This window comes from Paraburkholderia silvatlantica (assembly GCF_003096715.1).
In the GTDB taxonomy this organism is placed as follows: Bacteria; Pseudomonadota; Gammaproteobacteria; order Burkholderiales; family Burkholderiaceae; genus Paraburkholderia; species Paraburkholderia silvatlantica.
In genome coordinates this window covers 258695-277303 of sequence record NZ_QEOL01000006.1, presented here as the reverse complement: position 1 = coordinate 277303, position 18609 = coordinate 258695, and the positions used below count along the sequence as shown (strand labels likewise).

Annotated in this window: 15 protein-coding genes, 1 pseudogene and 1 riboswitch; of the genes and pseudogenes, 4 read left to right on the top strand and 12 right to left on the bottom strand. The window is 67.0% G+C overall.

What is annotated here, in order from left to right; all coding sequences use genetic code 11:
• Positions 1–37 precede the first annotated feature (37 nt).
• From gmhB to C7411_RS11175, 10 genes are all read right to left on the bottom strand, one after another.
• The gene (gmhB, locus tag C7411_RS11220) at positions 38–601 is read right to left on the bottom strand and encodes a D-glycero-beta-D-manno-heptose 1,7-bisphosphate 7-phosphatase (RefSeq protein ID WP_110384376.1); all 564 of its coding nucleotides are present in this window, start codon (positions 599–601) and stop codon (positions 38–40) included.
• Between the two features lie 40 nt (positions 602–641).
• Positions 642–2741, bottom strand: coding sequence for a glycine--tRNA ligase subunit beta (glyS, locus tag C7411_RS11215; protein ID WP_110384375.1), 2100 nt, complete (start codon positions 2739–2741; stop codon positions 642–644).
• A gap of 16 nt (positions 2742–2757) precedes the next feature.
• Complete coding sequence (gene glyQ / locus C7411_RS11210) at positions 2758–3765, bottom strand: glycine--tRNA ligase subunit alpha (protein ID WP_084068976.1); 1008 nt, start codon at positions 3763–3765, stop codon at positions 2758–2760.
• 250 nt (positions 3766–4015) lie between these two features.
• On the bottom strand, positions 4016–5713 hold the full coding sequence (gene lnt / locus C7411_RS11205; RefSeq protein WP_110384374.1) for an apolipoprotein N-acyltransferase: 1698 nt from the start codon (positions 5711–5713) through the stop codon (positions 4016–4018).
• A 193-nt stretch (positions 5714–5906) separates the two neighbouring features.
• Complete coding sequence (locus C7411_RS11200; protein WP_110384373.1) at positions 5907–6800, bottom strand: HlyC/CorC family transporter; 894 nt, start codon at positions 6798–6800, stop codon at positions 5907–5909.
• Positions 6801–6991: 191 nt separating this feature from the next.
• Positions 6992–7681, bottom strand: coding sequence for a gamma-glutamylcyclotransferase (locus C7411_RS11195; RefSeq protein ID WP_110384372.1), 690 nt, complete (start codon positions 7679–7681; stop codon positions 6992–6994).
• 9 nt (positions 7682–7690) lie between these two features.
• Positions 7691–8152 (bottom strand): rRNA maturation RNase YbeY, encoded by a 462-nt coding sequence (gene ybeY, locus C7411_RS11190; RefSeq protein WP_110384371.1) that lies wholly within the window; start codon positions 8150–8152, stop codon positions 7691–7693.
• A 35-nt stretch (positions 8153–8187) separates the two neighbouring features.
• Positions 8188–9318, bottom strand: coding sequence for a PhoH family protein (locus C7411_RS11185; RefSeq protein ID WP_110384370.1), 1131 nt, complete (start codon positions 9316–9318; stop codon positions 8188–8190).
• A gap of 45 nt (positions 9319–9363) precedes the next feature.
• Positions 9364–10749: a tRNA (N6-isopentenyl adenosine(37)-C2)-methylthiotransferase MiaB gene (miaB, locus tag C7411_RS11180; RefSeq protein ID WP_110384369.1), complete on the bottom strand. Its 1386-nt coding sequence runs from the start codon at positions 10747–10749 to the stop codon at positions 9364–9366.
• 301 nt (positions 10750–11050) lie between these two features.
• On the bottom strand, positions 11051–12046 hold the full coding sequence (locus C7411_RS11175; protein WP_110384368.1) for a LysR family transcriptional regulator: 996 nt from the start codon (positions 12044–12046) through the stop codon (positions 11051–11053).
• Positions 12047–12159: 113 nt separating this feature from the next.
• Here C7411_RS11175 and C7411_RS11170 point away from each other — a divergent pair, with 113 nt between their 5' ends.
• The 4 genes and pseudogenes from C7411_RS11170 to ribB all read left to right on the top strand — a co-directional run bounded on the left by C7411_RS11170 (position 12160) and on the right by ribB (position 15916).
• The gene (locus tag C7411_RS11170; RefSeq protein ID WP_110384367.1) at positions 12160–12564 is read left to right on the top strand and encodes a VOC family protein; all 405 of its coding nucleotides are present in this window, start codon (positions 12160–12162) and stop codon (positions 12562–12564) included.
• Positions 12565–12621: 57 nt separating this feature from the next.
• Entirely contained in the window at positions 12622–13809 is a 1188-nt protein-coding gene (locus C7411_RS11165; RefSeq protein WP_110384366.1) for an MFS transporter, read from the top strand.
• A 178-nt stretch (positions 13810–13987) separates the two neighbouring features.
• Positions 13988–14638, top strand: a pseudogene (locus C7411_RS11160) (helix-turn-helix domain-containing protein); the annotation flags it as partial.
• A 212-nt stretch (positions 14639–14850) separates the two neighbouring features.
• Positions 14851–15024, top strand: a riboswitch (FMN riboswitch).
• Positions 15025–15187: 163 nt separating this feature from the next.
• Positions 15188–15916, top strand: a complete 729-nt coding sequence (ribB, locus tag C7411_RS11155; protein ID WP_110384364.1) for a 3,4-dihydroxy-2-butanone-4-phosphate synthase — start codon at positions 15188–15190, stop codon at positions 15914–15916.
• A 109-nt stretch (positions 15917–16025) separates the two neighbouring features.
• Here ribB and C7411_RS11150 read toward each other — a convergent pair whose 3' ends face one another.
• Positions 16026–16712, bottom strand: a complete 687-nt coding sequence (locus tag C7411_RS11150; protein ID WP_110384363.1) for an HAD family hydrolase — start codon at positions 16710–16712, stop codon at positions 16026–16028.
• Between the two features lie 136 nt (positions 16713–16848).
• A complete protein-coding gene (gene glpK / locus C7411_RS11145) occupies positions 16849–18384 on the bottom strand; it encodes a glycerol kinase GlpK (RefSeq protein ID WP_110384419.1) in 1536 nt (511 codons plus the stop codon).
• Between the last annotated feature and the right edge of the window lie 225 nt (positions 18385–18609).

Genomic DNA, 18609 nt, shown 5'->3' with positions numbered 1-18609 from the left:
CGAGCCGGTTGAATGTTCGCGTGTACCGCCTGCGCCTTCACGCAGGGGCGTTCGCGAGAAAGTCGAGCGCGAAAGCGCGCAGGTCGTCGTGGATCATCGTGCCTTCGGGCAAGCCGCCGGCCGCAAGCGTCTTCTCGCCCTTGCCCGAACGCACGAGGTGCGTGCGAAAGCCGAGCGCCGCGCCTGCCTGCAGGTCGCGCAGCGAGTCGCCCACGACCGGGGTATCGGCCGGTTCGATCTCGAAGCGTTCCGCGATCATCTTGAGCATGCCCGGCTGCGGCTTGCGGCACTCGCAGTGGTCCTGCGCCGTGTGCGGGCAGAAGAACACGGCGTCGATGCGGCCGCCCACGGCTGCTGCCTGGCGGTGCATCTTCGCGTGCATGGCGTTGAGCGCGGCCATGTCGAACAGTCCGCGACCGATGCCCGACTGGTTCGACGCCACCGCGACGCGATAGCCCGCCTGGTTCAGGCGCGCGATGGCTTCGAGGCTGCCGGGTATCGCGACCCATTCGTCCGGCGACTTGATGAACGCGTCGGAGTCGACGTTGATCACGCCGTCGCGGTCGAGGATCACGAGTTTTCTGGTGGTGCTGGTCGGCATGGCGTTTCGCTCAGTTCCGCTTCTTTCCGCTTGTTTGCGCTTATGCAGCCAGCCGCGAGATGTCCGCGACGCTGTTCATCTGGCGATGCAGCGCCTTGAGCAGCGCGAGGCGGTTCGCACGCAGCGCCGGGTCTTCGGCGTTGACCATCACGTCGTTGAAGAACGTGTCCACGGTTTCGCGCAGCGCCGCGAGCGCGGTGAGCGCGCCCGTGTACTCGCGCGCGGCGAGTTGCGTTTCCACGCGCGGCGCGACCTGCTCGAGCTGCGCGAAGAGCGCCTTCTCGGCGGATTCGACGAAAAGGGCGATCTGCACGCCGGCGTCTTGCGCACCTTCGGACTTCTTGAGGATGTTCGAGATGCGCTTGTTGGCCGCCGCGAGCGAGGCCGCTTCCGCGAGCGCTGCGAATTCGCGCACCGCGTCCAGACGCGAGACGATGTCGTCGAACCGCGTGGGATTCAGCGCGAGCACTGCGTCGACTTCGGTGGCCGCGAAGCCGCGTTCGCGCAGCATGCCGCGCAGGCGGTCCATGCAGAACTCGTAGATGGCCTGGGTCGATTCCGTCACGGCCTCGATGCCTGCGAATTGCGCGTAGGTGGCGCGCAGCAGCTCGACGAGGTCGAGCGGCAGTTGCTTCTCGACGAGAATGCGCAGCACGCCCAGCGCGTGACGGCGCAGCGCGAACGGATCCTTTTCGCCGGTGGGCGCGAGGCCGATGCCCCAGATCCCGACGAGCGTTTCCAGCTTGTCCGCGAGCGCGACGATCGTGCCCGTCGTGGTGGCGGGCAGGGCGTCGCCGGAGAAGCGCGGCTGATAGTGCTCCGAGCACGCAATCGCCACTTCTTCGGGCTCGCCGTCGTGGCGCGCGTAGTAGGTGCCCATCGTGCCTTGCAGCTCGGGGAACTCGCCCACCATGTCGGTCAGGAGGTCGGCCTTCGCGAGGCGCGCACCGCGTTGCGCGAGCGCGATATTGGCGCTGCACATCAAGGCGATCTGGCCGGCGAGCGCTTCGAGACGCTCCACGCGCTGCAGCTGCGAGCCGAGCTTGTTGTGATACACCACGTTCGCGAGCAGCGGCACCCGGTCGGCCAGCGGCTTCTTCTTGTCCTGCTCGAAGAAGAACTTCGCGTCGGCCAGACGCGGGCGCACCACGCGCTCGTTGCCCTCGACGATCTCGCTCGGCGTTTGCGTCGCGATGTTCGAGACGATCAGGAAGCGCGAGCGCAGGCGGCCCTGGTCGTCGGTGAGCGCGAAGTACTTCTGGTTCGTCTGCATCGTGAGGATCAGGCATTCCTGCGGCACTTGCAGGAATTCGTCCTCGAACCTGCACGCGTAGACGACCGGCCATTCGACGAGCGAATTCACTTCGTCGAGCAGCGGCTCGGGCATGACGACCTTGTCGCTGCCGGCCTGTTCGACGAGTTGCGCGCGAATCGACTCGCGGCGGTCGGCGTAGCTCGCGATCACAAAACCCCTGTGCTGCAGCGTGTGCGCGTACTCGTCGGCGTGCTGGATGGCGATCAGGCCTTCGGAAAGGAAGCGATGGCCGCGCGTGGTGTCGTCGGCGTCGACGCCGAATGCCGTGACCGGCACGATCTGGTCGCCGTGCAGCACCGTCAGGCGATGCACTGGGCGCACGAACTGGACGTTGCTGCCGTCCGGACGCTGGTAAGTCATGACCTTCGGGATCGGCAGCTTGCCGAGCGCTTCGTCGAGCACGGCTTGCAGGCCATCGGCGAGCGTGGCGCCCGGCGCCGCGTAGCGCAGGAAGAACGCTTCGTTCTTGCCGTCGCTTGCGCGCTCGAGGTCGCTCACGGGGAAGTCGGGGAAGCCGAGCGCCGCGAGCTTCTTCGCGAGCGGCGCGGTGGGCTGGCCGCTCGCGTCGAGCGCGACCGACACGGGCAGCACTTTTTCGCGCACCTGCTTTTCGGGCGCGACGCTGCGCACGTTCCTGATCGTGACGGCGAGGCGGCGCGGCGTCGCGTAACGTTCGAACGAGAGATCGCCTTCGATCAGGTCGCGCGCGGCGAGGCGCTGCGCGATGCCTTCGGCGAACGCGTCGCCGAGGCGCGCGAGGGCCTTCGGCGGCAGTTCCTCGGTCAGCAGTTCGACGAGGAGAGTGGCGTGATGAGCTTGCGTCATTGTTCTTGAGATCCGGTCATGCCTCGTCGAACTTGCGTTCGACCTTCAGCGGCGGCGCCCAGGCGGGCATCGCGGCGTCCTGTTCGTCGGTGGTGAGGCCCGGCACGCCGTGCACGGGGTTGCCGAGCATCGGGAAGCCGAGCTTCTCGCGCGAGTCGTAGTACGACTGCGCCACGCTGCGCGAAAGCGCGCGAATGCGGCCGATGTACGCCGCGCGCTCCGTCACGGAGATCGCGCCGCGCGCGTCGAGCAGGTTGAACGTGTGGCCGGCCTTGAGCACGAGCTCGTAGGCGGGCAGCGCGAGCTGCAGATCGATCATGCGCTTCGCTTCGGCTTCGTACGCGTTGAAGAACGTGAACAGCAGGTCGACGTTCGCGTGCTCGAAGTTGTAGGTCGATTGCTCGACTTCGTTCTGGTGGTAGACGTCGCCATAGGTGAGGCGGCGCATTTCCGGGCCGTTCGGGCCCGGCTCTTCCCACTCGGTCCAGACGAGGTCGTAGACGTTCTCGACCTTCTGCAGATACATCGCGAGACGCTCGAGACCGTAGGTGATTTCGCCGAGCACCGGCTTGCAGTCGAGGCCGCCCACCTGCTGGAAGTAAGTGAACTGCGTGACTTCCATGCCGTTGAGCCACACTTCCCAGCCGAGGCCCCAGGCGCCGAGCGTGGGGTTCTCCCAGTCGTCTTCGACGAAGCGCACGTCGTTCTGCTTCAGGTCGAAGCCGAGCGCCTCGAGCGAGCCGAGGTACAGGTCGAGAATGTTCTCCGGCGCGGGCTTGAGCACCACCTGGTACTGGTAGTAGTGCTGCAGACGGTTCGGGTTCTCGCCGTAGCGGCCGTCTTTCGGGCGGCGCGAGGGCTGCACGTAGGCCGCGCGCCACGGCTCGGGGCCGATTGCGCGCAGGAAGGTGTGGACGTGCGAGGTGCCGGCGCCGACTTCCATGTCGATCGGCTGGAGCAGTGCGCAGCCCTGCTTGTCCCAGTAAGACTGGAGCGTCAGGATGATTTGCTGAAACGTGAGCATGTGTGCCTGCAGTGTCTTTCGGGCTTTCGGGGGCGGAATGCGGCGGCCGGAGCCAGACGAGCGCGCCGGCGCGGCGGCCACAGCCTGGCGGTTCTCCGCCTTGCCCCTTGCCCTTGTGTGGCCCGGGCCGTGAGGCGGCCAGGTGCTAAAACGTCGAATTTTACCGGATTGCCGGAGCCTTGAGACCTGGACGGGGTTCGGGCGGCCGGCAGCGGGGGGGTTGCGTCGTTGGCGCGACGTCGCGCATGGCTTACTTTCCGTTCGTCCGCTTGCGCGCTTTCGCGCCCTTGAAGGCCGGTCCGAACGCAAAGCCGAGCGCCAGCAGCAGCAACGAAACGGCGATCACCGTATTGTTGCCGCTCGTGACGTAGGGCGTGAAGCCGCTCGTGCCTTCCACTTTCACGTCGAGCGAGCCCACCGTGAACGTGGGCAAACGCGCGATCACGCGGCCTTTTGCGTCGATGGCGGCGGTGGCGCCCGTGTTGGTCGCGCGCAGCATCGGGCGGCCGGTTTCGAGCGAGCGCATGCGTGCGATCTGCAGGTGCTGGTCGAGCGCGATCGTGTCGCCGAACCACGCGAGGTTCGTCGAGTTGATGAGGATGCCCGGCGAGGCCGGACTCTCGCGCACGGTGCGCGCGATTTCCTCGCCAAAGATGTCCTCGTAGCAGATGTTCACGGCCACCAGTTCGCCATGCACGCGCAAGGGCGGCTGCACGGGCGCCCCGCGCGCGAAGTCGCCGAGCGGGATGTTCATGAGATTGACGAACCAGCGGAAGCCCCACGGCACGAATTCGCCAAAGGGCACGAGATGGTGCTTGTCGTAGCGATAGAGGCCGTTCTGGCCCGGCGTGATGCCGAAGAGGCTGTTGGTGTAGTCGACCACGCGGCCGTCGGACGTGATCGTGCCGCCCACGGCGCCAAACAGGATGGCCGTGTGGGTGCCGTCGGCGAAGGCGCGGATATCGCGGCCGAACTTCTGGGGAATTTCCTGCACGAGCACCGGCACCGCGGTTTCGGGCGTGACGACGAGATCGGCGGGTTTTTCGGTGATCAGCTTCTGGAACTCGTTGAGGGCGTCGATCATGCCCTGCTCGGAAAACTTCATGTCCTGCTTGACGTTGCCTTGCAGGAGCCGCACGTCGAGCGGCGTGCCGGAGGGTTGCGTCCACGAGACGAGCGAGAGCAGCAGGCCGGCGGCGATCACGGCGAGCGCGAGCAGCGCGGGTGTTGCCACCGCGCCGCGCCGCGGCGACGCGCCGTGCCCCTTCGTGCCGCCTGCACGCAAAACCGCCTGTGCGACGAGTGCCGCGACGAGCGCGAGCACCCAGCCCACGCCATACACGCCCACGATCGGCGCAAAACCGGCGAGCGGACCGTCCACTTGTGCGTAGCCGCTCGCAAGCCAGGGAAAGCCGGTGAACACATAGCCGCGCGCCCATTCGCCGAGCGCCCACGCACTCGCGAATGCGAACGCGCCGTGCCACGTCGGCGAGAACGGCAGCTCGCCGCTGCTTCCCTGCTTCGCGTGTCCCGCGCAAAACGACCAGACGAGTGCGGCGAGCGCCGGATACAGGCCGAGGTAAAGCGAGAACAGCACGAGCGCGGCGCCCGCGAGCACCGCGGGCATGCCGCCGTAGAAGTGCATGCTCACGTAGAGCCACCACACGCCGCTCACGAAGTTGCCGAAGCCGAACGCCCAGCCCGTGAAGAGCGCGCTCTTCCAGCCGGTGGTGCGCGTGAGCCAGAAGTAGAACAGCGCAAAGATCGCAATGGCGAGCCAGCCGCCGTGCGGCGTGGGCGCGAACGACAGCGTGTTGAGCGCGCCCAGCGCGGCGGCGGCGAGATAGTGCCAGAAGGGCAGCGCGCGGCGCGCGGCGCCGTTGGTGGCGTGGGTGGTTTCCGTCGCGCGCGTCTCGGTGTGCGTGCGGTTATCGATCGGTTCGGCCATGCGGTGCTGTGGAATGCGATGGAAAGCGCGCTGAACAGCGCGAGCGCGAATTGCGCGACGAGCGCAACGATAGCACTTTCGTGCGACGGTACCGGGATGCTCTCCTGGGGACGGATCGAAGCTTCGGCGCGCTCGAAGCAAAAACGCCAGCCCGGAGGCTGGCGTCGTCTGCACGCAGGTGCGTCAGGTTGCCTCAGGTGCCCGGCGGCTGCAGCGCGGCTTCGCGCTGGCCGGCCAACGGGTCGCGCCGCACCAGCAGCATGTGAACCTGGCGCGCGTCGGCGCGCAGCACCTCGAAGATCAGGTCGTCGATGCGCACCTTCTCCCCGCGATGCGGCACGTGCCCGAAGTGATTCGTGACGAAGCCGCCGATCGTGTCGACTTCCTCGTCGGAGTAATGGGTGCCGAACGCCTCGTTGAACTGCTCGATTTCGGTGAGTGCGCGCACGCGGAAGCGCCCGTCGGGCGACGCGATGATGTTGCCGCTTTCCTCGTCGAAGTCGTACTCGTCCTCGATGTCGCCCACGATCTGCTCCAGCACGTCCTCGATCGTGATGAGACCGGCCACGCCGCCGTATTCGTCCACGACGATGGCGATGTGATTGCGGTTCTGGCGAAAGTCGTGCAGCAGCACATTCAGGCGCTTGGACTCGGGGATGAACACGGCCGGGCGCAGCATGCCGCGCACGTCGAATTCCTCTTCGGCGTAGTAGCGCAGCAGATCTTTGGCGAGCAGCACGCCGATCACGTTGTCGCGGTTGCCGTCGTACACCGGGTAGCGCGAGTGCGCTTTCTCCAGCACGAACGGAATGAATTCGTCAGGACTTTCGGCGATGTTGAGCGCGTCCATCTGGGCGCGCGGGATCATGATGTCGCGCGCGCATAGCTCGGATACCTGGAACACGCCTTCGATCATCGAAAGCGAATCGGCGTCGATCAGGTTGCGCGCGTGCGCGTCCTGGAGGATTTCGAGAAGCTCGCTGCGAGAGTCGGGCTCGGGCGAGATGAAGTCGGTCAGCCGCTCGAGCAGGGAGCGCTTTTCCTGCGGTTTGTCGGTCTGGCGTCGACTGGGATAAGAGTCGTTCATGGTGGTGCGCCCTTTGCCGCTGGGGGGCAGGGCGCGCTGTTGCGGAGAGTTAAGGATACAACATGCTTGTGGCGCGACCGTGTAATGCCACACGCAGGGCACACGCGGGACACACAGCGGCAGATCAATCCTAACGCAGATGCGGCGTGGCCGCCCGGTGGACGAAAAAGCCGCTCGCCGTGAGTCCGGACTCAAGCGCAGCGCGCAAGCAGCCGCTCCAGCGCGCGGTCGCGCATCCCGCTCTCGCGCAGTGCATCGACGGTACGGCGCACGTAGTCGAGCGTCGTGCCGTAGCGGCCCGACGCGCAGCCGAACACGGTGCGCACCGTGGCTTCGGAAAGCTTGCCGGTGTAAGACGCCACATCGCGCCGCATGACGAATGCGAGCGCCGCGACGCGGCGCCCGTCTGCGAGCACGCAAGGCAGCCAGGCGGGGCGGTACGAGCCCATCGGCATTTCGCGCTGCCAAAGCGCTTCGAGGTGCGGCATCACGCCCTCGGCCGCAAGACGGAACGCGACGCCCGCGCACGAGCCGCCGCGGTCGAGCGCGAGCACGAGTCCGGGCTGCTCGGGCGTGCCGCGGTTCACGCGCGACCACAGGTAAAGCCCGCGATGGTAGCCGTGCACACGCGAACGTACGTTCTCCACCGTGGGCAGCCCGGGGTTCCAGATCAGCGAGCCATAGCCGAACAGCCAGATGTCGCTCGCGCCGTCCCAGCCTCGCGCTTTCAGCGTGCAGGCGAGCGAGGCCTGCAACTCGTCGTCGCTCAGGAGCCGCGACTCGCCGAGCGCCGGCGGGTAGCCGGGGCAGGGCACGCCCGCATCGCCCGCCTCGGGCGGTGCTGAGGGTTCGGCGAAACCGGGCGTGCGTTTGTCGTTCATGGCGTGGGCTTACTTGTACGGATCGGGAAAGCCTAGCGAGTTGAGCACCTCGGTCTCGATGCCTTCCATCTCTTCGGCTTCGGCCTCGTCTTCGTGATCGTAGCCCTGCGCGTGCAGCGCGCCGTGCACGAGCAGATGCGCGTAGTGCGCGGCGAGCGGCTTGCCCTGCTCGGCGGCTTCCTTTTCCACCACGGGGCAGCAGAGGATCAGGTCGCCCGTGACCGGGTCGTCCTCGCTCTCCGCATAGGCGAAGGTGAGCACGTTGGTCGCGTAGTCCTTGCCGCGATAAGTGCGGTTGAGCGTGCGGCCTTCCTCGGCGTCGACGAAGCGCACGGCCAGTTCCGCGTCCGCGAAGAGCGCGGCCTTGAGCCACGCCGCCACGGTGGCGCGCGGCAGCGCGGCCTTGTGCTCGGGGAACGCCTTCGCGGCGGGGAACTGCACGGTCAGTTTGAGTTTTGGTGCGCGGGGCATGGGGCTGAAGCTATGAAACGACGCAGGCGGCGGCGTCAGCGCGCGTCGCCAGCGCCTTCGTCCTTTTTCGAATGCGCGTCATAAGCCTCGACGATACGCGCGACGAGCGGATGGCGCACGACGTCCGCACTCGTGAAGTGCGTGACGGCGATGCCGCGCACGTCCTTCAGCACATGCTGCGCCTCGATCAGGCCGCTCTTGTGGCCGCGCGGCAAGTCGATCTGCGTGGTGTCGCCGGTCACGACCGCCTTCGAGCCGAAGCCGATACGCGTGAGGAACATCTTCATCTGCTCGGGCGTGGTGTTCTGCGCCTCGTCGAGAATGATGAACGCGTGATTGAGCGTGCGCCCGCGCATGTAGGCGAGCGGCGCGATTTCGATCATCTGGCGCTCGAACATCTTCGCCGTCTTGTCGAAGCCGAGCAGATCGTAAAGCGCATCGTAGAGCGGGCGCAGATACGGATCGACCTTCTGCGACAGATCGCCGGGCAGGAAGCCCAGACGCTCGCCCGCTTCCACGGCCGGACGCGTGAGCACGATGCGCTTGACCTGGTCGCGCTCGAGCGCGTCCACGGCGCAGGCCACGGCGAGATAGGTCTTGCCCGTGCCCGCGGGCCCGATGCCGAACGTCACGTCGTGCGAGACGATCTGCTTCAGGTATTCGCGCTGCGCGGGCGTGCGGCCGCGCAGGTCGGCGCGCCGCGTGTAGAGCTTCGGGCCCAGTTCCTCGACATCGGCGCCTTCGCGTGCGGGCTCGTCGAACGGATGATCGGGGTCGCCGCGGAATCTCACATCCCGCGCGTCGATCCCGGCGGCGTCGTTGCCGCCGTCCACATTGCCGCGCACGCCGCCGTTGCCATTGCCGCGCGGATCGTTCGCCGAATTGCCGCTGAAGTTCGCAGGGTGCCGGGCTTCGACGAGCGCGAGCTGAATGTCGTCGACGGAGAGCGGATCGCGCGCCTGGTTGTAGAAGTTCTCGAGCGCTGCGAGCGCGAGCCTCGCGCCACGCCCGCGAATGGTGATGCGATGGCCGCGCCGCGCGAGTGTCACGTCGAGCGCTTGCTCGATCTGGCGCAGGTTTTCGTCGAGCGGGCCGCAGAGGTTGGCGAGCCGCGCGTTGTCATCGCGCGGCGCGGTGAATTCCAGATGCTGCTGATTAGGCTTCAAGGTGTCTTTGAGCTCCTGAATTCCTGGCTGGGTGCGCCGAGCCGATTAATGCGCGAGCGTCGAAGCGTCTTCGTGCGCGAGCACGAGTTCGCCGCGCAGCGAATGCGGGTACGCGTGGTTGATCTTCACGTCGATCATCTGGCCGATCAGGCGAGCGTGCGAGGCGAGCGGCGCCGGGAAGTTCACCACGCGGTTGTTCTGCGTGCGGCCCGAGAGTTCGCCCGGGTCCTTGCGCGAAGGGCCTTCCACGAGAATGCGCTCGACCCGGCCGACCATCGACTGGCTGATGCGCGCCACGTTCTCTTCGATCGTGGCCTGCAGATGCTGCAGGCGCTTGAGCTTCACCTCGCGCGGCGTGTCGTCTTCGAGATTCGCGGCGGGCGTGCCCGGGCGCGGGCTGTAGATGAACGAGAAACTCGTGTCGTAGCTCATCTCCTCGACGAGCGCCATCATCTTCTGGAAGTCCTCTTCGGTCTCGCCGGGGAAGCCGACGATGAAGTCGGTGGAGAGCGACAGGTCCGGGCGGATCGCGCGCAGCTTGCGAATGATCGACTTGTACTCGAGCACGGTGTAGCCGCGCTTCATGGCCATGAGCACGCGGTCCGAGCCGTGCTGCACCGGCAGGTGCAGGTGGCTCACGAGCTTGGGCACCTTCGCGTAGGTGTCGATCAGGCGCTGCGTGAATTCCTTCGGGTGCGAAGTCGTGTAGCGGATGCGCTCGATGCCGGGGATTTCGGCGACGTATTCGATCAACGTGGCGAAGTCGGCCATATCGTGTGCGCCAGCCGTCGACGCGCCGCCGAATTTGCCACGGTAAGCGTTCACGTTCTGGCCGAGCAGCGTGACTTCACGCACGCCCTGGTCGGCGAGACCGGCGATTTCGGTGAGCACGTCGTCGAGCGGCCGCGAGACTTCCTCGCCGCGCGTGTAGGGCACGACGCAGTAGCTGCAGTATTTCGAGCAGCCTTCCATGATCGAGACGAATGCGCTCGGGCCTTCCACGCGCGCGGGCGGCAGATGGTCGAACTTCTCGATTTCGGGGAAGGTGATGTCCACCTGCGCGCGGCCCGAGGCGCGGCGCGCGTCGATCATCTGCGGCAGGCGGTGCAGCGTTTGCGGGCCGAACACGAGGTCCACATACGGCGCGCGCGCGACGATCGCCGCGCCTTCCTGGCTCGCCACACAGCCGCCCACGCCGATCAGCAGGTTCGGGTTCGCCTCCTTCAGTTCGCGCACGCGGCCGAGATCGGAGAAGACCTTTTCCTGCGCCTTCTCGCGCACCGAGCAGGTGTTGAAGAGAATGACGTCCGCGTCTTCGGGGGTGTCGGTCTTCACGAGACCTTCGGCGGCGCCGAGTACGTCGACCATCTTGTCGGAGTCGTACTCGTTCATCTGGCAGCCAAAGGTCTTTACATAAACTTTCTTGGTCATCGGGTTTCGCCGTTCGCAGTGGTTGACCTGGGGGCGTCGTCCGCTTGATGCACGCGCGTGATGCACGGTCTGCACGTCAGGACTACGGTGTGTTATGGGGGCCGAATCGGGATGCGCAGGGACCGGTCATGAGACCGGCGTTGGCACCCTTTTCTGGCGATGCGCGCTTTGCAATCCGTTTTGCAACCCTGGACGTTCCGCGTTGCCTTTCACTTCTTTTTCGCTTTTTTCTTGCCGGCGCATTTGCCAATGCATTGCCAATGCGGACGCGGCTGCGGATCGCTTTCTGCGCAATCCGACATTATATCCGTTTGCGTCTACGGCTTTGTGGCGCGACGGCTGGATCCGTGCAGGGGACGAGCGCCTCCAGTTCGCCCGAAGTCTGCGCGAAGCGCTCGGTGAGGAAATCGAGCAAGACCCGCACGCGCGGCGCGAGAAAGCGGTTGCGGTGATAGAGCGCGTGCAGCGGCGCGTCGGGGTAGCGCCACTCGGGCATCACCGTCTTGAGCCGCCCGGCGCGCAGATCGTCGGCGACATCCCAGATCGACTTCACGGCGAGTCCGTACCCGCACAGCGCCCACTGGCGCGCCACTTCGCCATCCGTGGATTCGAGCGCGCCGTCGAGCGGCACCGTGTAGGTCTGCGTTTCGGCGTGCGTTCCGGTCTGCGATCCGTCGCCGCGCGTGAAGCGCCATTCGTTCACCGGCCCCGCCGCCGAACCGATCACGATGCAGTCGAAACGGGCCAGATCGTTCGGCTCACGCGGCTCGCCGCAGCGCGCGAGGTACTCGGGCGAGGCGCACAGCACGCGGCGGTTCGGCGCGAGCCAGCGCGCCACGAGCGAGCTGTCCTGCGGCGTGCCGAAGCGGATCGCGAGGTCGATGTCTTCGAGCACGAGATTCGAGAGCGAGTCGGTCAGCATCAGCGCGAAACGCACGTCGGGATAGAGGCCGCGGAATTCGTCGAGCCAGGTCATCAGCATGTTGCGGCCGAAATCGGAGGTTGCCGAAATGCGCACCTTGCCGCGCACCGCGTTCTGGCCCTCCTGCAAGGCCGCTTTGGCGTCGTCGAGCGAGCGCAGCGCGTGCTCGCTGCAGGTGAGATAGAGGCGGCCTTCGTCGGTGAGGCGCAGCTGCCGCGTGGTGCGGTCGAAAAGACGCGCACGCAGCTCCGCTTCGAGCCGCGCGAGCCGGGCGCTTGCCGCCGCGGGCGTGAGGGCGAGCTTGCGGCCCGCCGCGGAAAGGCTGCCGAGGCGGGCCGCCTCCACGAACAGGCGCACATCACCGAGGTTGTCCATCGCGATTATTAGAAAACAATTGAAAATGATTCAAATGCTACGCCAATTATCAAATTCGAGCGTAGCCGCGACAATGCGCGTGTTTTCAGGATAACGGTCCCGGCCCGCGCGCCATGCAACTCGATCACGTCACCCTCGTCACGCCCGATCTCGAAGGCGCATGCCGTTTCTTTCGCGACGTCGTCGGCCTCGAAGAGGGGGCGCGTCCGCCGTTTCGCGTGGACGGCCACTGGCTCTACGCGAACGGCCGGCCGGTCATCCATCTGGTCGATGCGACCGGGCCCGCCCGGTTGCGAGGCGCAGCGTCAGCGCTCGTGGCGCCGCGCATCGACCACGTGGCGTTTCGCGTGGAGCCGGGAGCCGAGTGGCGCGCGCTCGTCGAGCGGCTGGCCGCGCACCGCGTGCCGTACCAGCTGGCGGAGGTGCCCGCGAGCGCGGAACTGCAGCTGTTCGTTGCGCTCGCGCCGGGTGTCGTCGTCGAGTTCGTGACGTCGCCGGCGGCTGGCGCGGCGGCTTGACGGTCGCTGGATGCCACTGAAGCCCGTTTGAATCCAGGCTGATTTTCGGAGATTTCGATGCCTATCCCCTTGCTCGCGCTGGCCATCAGCGCCTTTGCCATCGGTACGACCGAGTTCCTCATCATGGGGCTGTTGCCCGATGTGGCGCGCGATCTGCACGTGACGATCCCAGCCGCGGGACTGCTCGTGACCGGTTATGCGCTCGGCGTGGCGGCCGGCGCGCCGCTGCTTGCCGCGCTGACGAGCCGCATGCCGCGCAAGCTCGCGCTGCAACTGCTGATGGCCGTGTTCATCGTCGGCAATGTGATGTGCGCGGTCGCGTCGAACTATTCACTCCTGATGGTCGCGCGCGTCGTCGCGTCGTTCGCGCACGGCTCGTTCTTCGGCATCGGCGCCGTCGTGGCCGCCTCGCTCGTGCCGCAGGAGAAGCGGGCGAGCGCCATCGCGCTGATGTTCACAGGGCTCACGCTCGCCACGGTGCTGGGCGTGCCGTTCGGCACAGCCATTGGCCAGCAGTTCGGCTGGCGCGTGGCGTTCTGGATCGTGAGCGGCCTTGGCGTGATTTCGCTCGCCGGCGTGACGGCTCTGGTGCCCAACCATCACGACAGCGGCCCGGCCGGGCTCGGCCACGAAGTGCGCGTGCTGCGCGACCCGCAGGTGTGGCTCGCGCTCGGCATGACGGTGCTGGGCTTTGGCGGCGTGTTCGTCGTGTTCACCTACATCGCGCCGATTCTCGAACAGGTGGGCGGCTTCTCGCCGCGCGGTGTGACGCTGATGCTCGTGTTGTTCGGCGTGGGCCTGACGCTTGGCAACACCCTGGGCGGCAAGCTCGCGGACCGCGCGCTGATGCCTTCGCTCATGGGCATTCTCGTGATGCTCGCCGTGGTCATGGCCATCTTCACGAAGACGAGCCACGCCATGTGGCCCGCCGCGATCACCGTATTCGTGTGGGGCATCGCCGCGTTCGCGACCGTGCCGCCGCTGCAGATGCGCGTGGTCGCGAAGGCGGCGGCGGCGCCGAATCTCGCTTCGACGCTGAACATCGGCGCATTCAACGTGGGTAACGCAATGGGCGCGTGGATGGGCGGTCTCGCCATTGCGCGCGGCGTGGCGCTCGACTCGCTGCCGTGGGTGGCCGCGGCCGTCTCGGTGGCGGCGCTCGTGCTCACCTGGGCGGCGGCGCGGCTCGACACGCGCGCCGTACGGCTGCGCGATGCGCGCGTGGCGGCGCGGCAGAATACGTGAGTGTCCGACGAGGGCAATGTTCCTTATGCGCAGCGCGCGAAAGCAATCCAGGATTTGCGCTCTGCAATACTGATAACAGTGTGAAGATAACTTCGTTGGGCGCGGCAAAAGCCGATGCTAGTCTTGCCTCCATTCATGCTCTTGCGCCGCAATGACGCGGCGCTGCCTGGAGGCAGCCATGCATTCATCTCTCGCGCTCGTACGCGATGCACAGCCCAATATTGCGCACACCGAAGGATCTTGCGAGACGCTGGAGTTTCTCGTAGGTGTGAACCTCGCCCGGCTGCGCGCCGAACGCCAGCTTTCGCTCGATGCGCTTGCACGCGCCTCGGGCGTCTCGCGCGCGATGCTTGCTCAAGTCGAGTCGGCGCGCAGCGTGCCGTCGATCAAGGTGCTGTGCAAGGTGGCGGCGGCGCTCAAGGTCTCGGTTTCGGCGTTCCTGCGGCGGCATGCCGTGAACGGCTTCGAGCATTTGCCCGCCGAGCGGGCGTCGCGTCTCGTTTCCGCCGACGGGCGTTATTCGACGCGCGCGCTCTATCCGGAAGGGGAGCCCGCCGCCGCCGAGTTCCATGAACTGCGCATCGCGCCTCTGCACACCGAGCCCGGCGTGCGTCGCCCGCCCGGCACGACGGTGAACCTCGTGGTGAGCGAGGGGACGCTCGAAGTGAGCGTGCACGATCGGCGCCAGTTGCTCGCAACCGGCGACGCGATCGTATTCGACGCCGACCAGCCGTACAGCCTGCGCAACCCGGGCGATACCGGGGCGCGCGTGTTTCGCGTGACACTCAATGCCGAGACGCCGCCGCGCTGGTACGTGCCGGCCGGGGCAGCAGGCGGGGAAGCGACATCGGCAGCCGGAGCGGTCGGAACGGCCGAGGCGGTCGAGACGGTCGAGACGGCGGCCGGGACGGCCGCAACCGCGGCGGCGCAGCCGGCATGAGCCGCGTCGCATCGCCGGGAAAATTCTCTAGTCGTACTTTTTCGCGCTGCACAGTTGCGCAGCCTGTTGTATCCTTTGCCCGCCGGTTGATCCGGTAATCAGTGCGTCTTCAGGGCGGGGCGAAATTCCCCACCGGCGGTATGCCGGCCGCGCCGCAAGGCAAGGCCGACGAGCCCGCGAGCGCCTGCGCGAGCCTCATGATGTGATGCGCAGGGTCAGCAGATCTGGTGCGAAGCCAGAGCCGACGGTCATAGTCCGGATGAAAGAAGATGTGCAGATGGTCATGTTTGCCCATCCGCCGCGGCGTTTGCGCCGATGTGCGTGCGTCCCCATGTTGGGGCGCGCCGCCTGTCTGCCGAATGACGCGTGCCGGGGATTCCTGTCTGTTTGCAATGCCCTGAAACGTTTTTCGCCTAACTCTCGCGAGGAGCGTTTCATATGTCCCTTACCGCCAGTACCACTCCCGCTTCATCCCGGGGCGCGCCGCTCGACGCCGCCGCCGATCTCCCGTTCATCGATTCCGGGCCGGTGCCGCCGCGCATCGCCGCCGCGTTGCAAGCCATGCGCGAAGGCCGCCCGGTTGTGCTGCAGGACGACCACGACCGCGAGGACGAGGCCGACCTGATCGTCGCCGCCGAACGCCTCACGCCCGAAACGATGGCGCTTTTCATCCGCGAATGCAGCGGCATCGTGTGCCTGTGCCTGTCTGACGAAAAGGTGCGCGCGCTCGACCTGCCGCCGATGGTGGCACACAACGAGAGCCGCAACCGCACCGCGTTCACGGTCTCGATCGAAGCGCGCGATGGCGTGAGCACGGGCGTTTCGGCCGCCGACCGCGTGATGACGATCCGCGCGGCGATCGCGCCCGACGCGAAGCCTGCCGATATCGTGCGCCCCGGCCACGTGTTCCCGCTGCGCGCGCAAAAGGGCGGCGTGCTGGCGCGCCGCGGCCATACCGAAGGCACCGTCGATCTGGCGGTGCTCGCGGGCCTCGCGCCCGCCGGCGTGTTGTGCGAGCTGATGAACCCGGATGGCACGATGGCGCGCGGCAAGCAGGTCGACGACTTCGCGAAGCTGCACAATCTGCCGGTGCTTTCGATTGCCGAGCTGGTGGCGTTTCGCGAGTCGCTCGCGGTGGCGCGCGAGCGCTGCGCCGAGCCGGCCTGAGGCGCTGAAGGCAGCGGGGTGGGGGACGTGGCGCCGACGGATGCCGCGTTCCGTTTTCATTGCCGCGTGCGCGGCTGTTGCGGCCGGCGCGCCGATGGGGCGCGCAGCCTTACGACTGCACGTCGCCGAATTCGCCGCGCATGCCGGCTTCGACGAGCGCCGGCAGTTCGTCCATGTGCGCCATGATGCGCGTGATGCCCATCTCGCGCAGCACGTCGGCGTAACCCGAAGGAATGTGGCTCGCGCCCACGAACGCAATCGTCTTCATGCCTGCCGCGCGCGCGGCGTTCAAACCCGAAATGCTGTCTTCGACCACGATGCAGCGCGCCGGCTCCACGCCCAGTTGTTGCGCCGCGTGCAGGTACACATCCGGATAAGGCTTGGGCCGCGCGACCTGCTCGGCGCTGAAGATACGCTCACCGAAGATCGTGTCGAGCCCGGCGCGCCGCACCGAAGCGTGCACGCGCGTGAGCCGGCTGTTCGAGACGACGGCGGCAGGCAGCGTCACCTGGCGCAGGGCGTCGCGCACGCCGTTGATCGGGCTCACCGATTCGGCAATGGCGGCTTCGCAACGATGTTCGATGGTCTCGAGAAAGTCGGCGGGCATCGTGAGGTCGAAGCGCGCGGCGACGTCGGCGAGAAAGCGCGAGGTCTGCTGGCCGAACGCGGCATTCACGGCGGCGTGAAAATCGATGCCGGGAAAGGTGCTGGTGAGCGTATCGAACAGAACGCGGTCGGCGATGACTTCGCTGTCGACGAGCACGCCGTCACAGTCGCAGATGAGATGGTCGATCATGCGTGAAACGAGAGGCCGGGCAGCGCGCGGCCAGCGGCCGGTGCGCGCGCCTTGAGCCAGGCAGGCGGGAAGGTGGAAACCTCCCATCATACGTGCTTTTGCTTTTTGCTCGCAGCGCTCACGCGGCGTGCGATGCTTAGGCATCGTCCGTTGCGTCTGCGCAGCCGGCGTCGGCCCACGCTTTTGCCGCGACGATCGCGCGCTGCCAGCCGGCCAGGCACCTGGCCGCATCGCCGCGCGGCAACGAGGGTGTGAAGCGGCGCTCGAGGCTCCAGTGCTGCTGGAGTTCGCCGATATCGCGCCAGAACCCCACCGCGAGCCCGGCCAGATATCCCGCGCCCAGCGCGGTGCTTTCGCTCGAGCGAGGCCGCAGCACGTTCACGCCCAGCAGGTCGGCCTGGAACTGCATGAGCAGATCGTTCGCGCTGGCGCCTCCATCCACGCGCAGCTCGCTCACGTGCATGCCGGAATCGGCCTCCATGGCGGCGAGCACGTCGAACGATTGATAAGCGATCGAGTCGAGCGCCGCGCGGGCGATATGCGCCGCGGTCGTGCCGCGCGTGAGCCCGAACAGCGTGCCGCGCGCGTGTGGGTTCCAGTGCGGCGCGCCAAGGCCGGCGAACGCGGGCACGAGGTACACGCCGTCGCTGTTCGGAACGCTGGCCGCGAGCGGTTCGATCTCCGCTGCGCTGCGGACGATGCCGAGCCCGTCGCGCAGCCACTGCACCACCGCGCCCGCGATAAAGATGCTGCCCTCCAGCGCGTATTGCGTTTGCCCGAGCGCTTGCCACGCGACGGTCGTGACCAGGTTGTGGCTCGACTCGACGGGCTGCGCACCGGTATTCATCACGAGAAAGCAGCCGGTGCCGTAGGTGTTCTTCACCATGCCGGGGCGCATGCACATCTGCCCGAACAGCGCCGCATGCTGGTCGCCCGCAACACCGGCAAGCGGGATTTCGGCTGCGAAGAGCGACGCTGCCGTGCGCGCGTAGACCTCCGACGACGAACGCACCTGGGGCAGCATGCTGTCCGGGATCTCGAAGAGCGCGAGCAGGTCGTCGTCCCAGCGCAGCCTGTGGATGTCGAAGAGCATCGTGCGCGCGGCGTTGGTGACGTCGGTGGCGTGCAGCGCGCCGCGTGTGAAGTGCCACAGCAGCCAGCTGTCCACGGTGCCGAACGCGAGCCGGCCTGCGCGCGCTTTTTCGCGTGCGCCCTCGACGTGATCGAGAATCCAGCGGATTTTCGTGGCCGAAAAGTACGCGTCGATCGGCAGGCCGGTTTTCGCGCGCACCATCGGCGCGAGGCCGCGCGCTTTCAGTTCGTCGCAATAGCCGGCGGTGCGGCGGTCCTGCCAGACGATGGCGTTGTACACGGGCTGACCCGTTGCACGATCCCATACGATGGTCGTTTCGCGCTGGTTCGTGATGCCGATGCCCGCAATCGCGGCGGCCCCCACGCCCGCGCGCGTCAGCGCCTCGGCCGCGACGCCCGCCTGGCTCGACCAGATGTCGCGCGGATCATGCTCGACCCAGCCGGGCCGCGGGTAAAGTTGCGCGAACTCCTTCTGCGCGAGCGCGACGATTGCGCCGCCGCGCTCGAGCAGCAGGGCACGCGAACTCGTCGTGCCCTGGTCCAGCGCGAGGATGTAAGACCCGGCGTGCGATTGAGGCATCGTGCAGTCCCCCTGGAAGGTGCGCGGCGGTAAGCGCGTCGACCGGCCGTCGACCCGCGCAACGAGGCGCGCGGCATCGAACCCAGCATAGCCCGAAAGCGATTTGCGCTCGATGCGGCGGCACGCAACGGCCAGCGTGTCGCTTGCGCGGCGCGGTGCGACCGGTGCGACAATACCTGACCGGGATGCAATCGTTCCAACCAGTCGAAAACGATAACGAGGCAA

Coding starts and splice junctions, on each gene's coding strand:
- C7411_RS11200 (WP_110384373.1), bottom strand. CDS start 6,800: ATGAACGACTCTTATCCCAGTCGACGCCAGACCGACAAACCGCAGGAA.
- ybeY (WP_110384371.1), bottom strand. CDS start 8,152: ATGCCCCGCGCACCAAAACTCAAACTGACCGTGCAGTTCCCCGCCGCG.
- gmhB (WP_110384376.1), bottom strand. CDS start 601: ATGCCGACCAGCACCACCAGAAAACTCGTGATCCTCGACCGCGACGGC.
- lnt (WP_110384374.1), bottom strand. CDS start 5,713: ATGGCCGAACCGATCGATAACCGCACGCACACCGAGACGCGCGCGACG.
- C7411_RS11175 (WP_110384368.1), bottom strand. CDS start 12,046: ATGGACAACCTCGGTGATGTGCGCCTGTTCGTGGAGGCGGCCCGCCTC.
- C7411_RS11170 (WP_110384367.1), top strand. CDS start 12,160: ATGCAACTCGATCACGTCACCCTCGTCACGCCCGATCTCGAAGGCGCA.
- C7411_RS11195 (WP_110384372.1), bottom strand. CDS start 7,681: ATGAACGACAAACGCACGCCCGGTTTCGCCGAACCCTCAGCACCGCCC.
- C7411_RS11165 (WP_110384366.1), top strand. CDS start 12,622: ATGCCTATCCCCTTGCTCGCGCTGGCCATCAGCGCCTTTGCCATCGGT.
- glyQ (WP_084068976.1), bottom strand. CDS start 3,765: ATGCTCACGTTTCAGCAAATCATCCTGACGCTCCAGTCTTACTGGGAC.
- glpK (WP_110384419.1), bottom strand. CDS start 18,384: ATGCCTCAATCGCACGCCGGGTCTTACATCCTCGCGCTGGACCAGGGC.
- glyS (WP_110384375.1), bottom strand. CDS start 2,741: ATGACGCAAGCTCATCACGCCACTCTCCTCGTCGAACTGCTGACCGAG.
- ribB (WP_110384364.1), top strand. CDS start 15,188: ATGTCCCTTACCGCCAGTACCACTCCCGCTTCATCCCGGGGCGCGCCG.
- miaB (WP_110384369.1), bottom strand. CDS start 10,749: ATGACCAAGAAAGTTTATGTAAAGACCTTTGGCTGCCAGATGAACGAG.
- C7411_RS11150 (WP_110384363.1), bottom strand. CDS start 16,712: ATGATCGACCATCTCATCTGCGACTGTGACGGCGTGCTCGTCGACAGC.